Here is a 259-nt window from a genome sequence, read left to right on the forward strand (position 1 = left end):
TAATATGAAAACTCTACTATGTCTTATGTTTTTTTTACTATCAGGATGTGCTTTGAAAAATACATCATCACCTGATACATCCGCAAAAAAACCTGCAGGCTTGATTAAAGTATTGACAGATGATCATGCCATTTCCTATGCGGACCTGCGGATGGTTTCAATATATCAAGGAAACAATCATTTGCGCAAATTTTATATGATCAATAATTATAAAGAAACGAAGCGTATTAGTTCTCATCCTCCCGTTTACGCAAACAGC

At 34.7% G+C, this 259-nt stretch carries 1 pseudogene; it reads left to right on the forward strand.

Features of this window, described 5'->3' with window-relative positions:
- Nucleotides 1-52: 52 nt before the first annotated feature.
- Nucleotides 53-259 (forward strand): annotated as a pseudogene (locus tag SB756_RS31930) (hypothetical protein); the annotation flags it as partial.

Source organism: Pseudomonas sp. SIMBA_068 (assembly GCF_046534705.1).
GTDB lineage: Bacteria > Pseudomonadota > Gammaproteobacteria > Pseudomonadales > Pseudomonadaceae > Aquipseudomonas > Aquipseudomonas putida.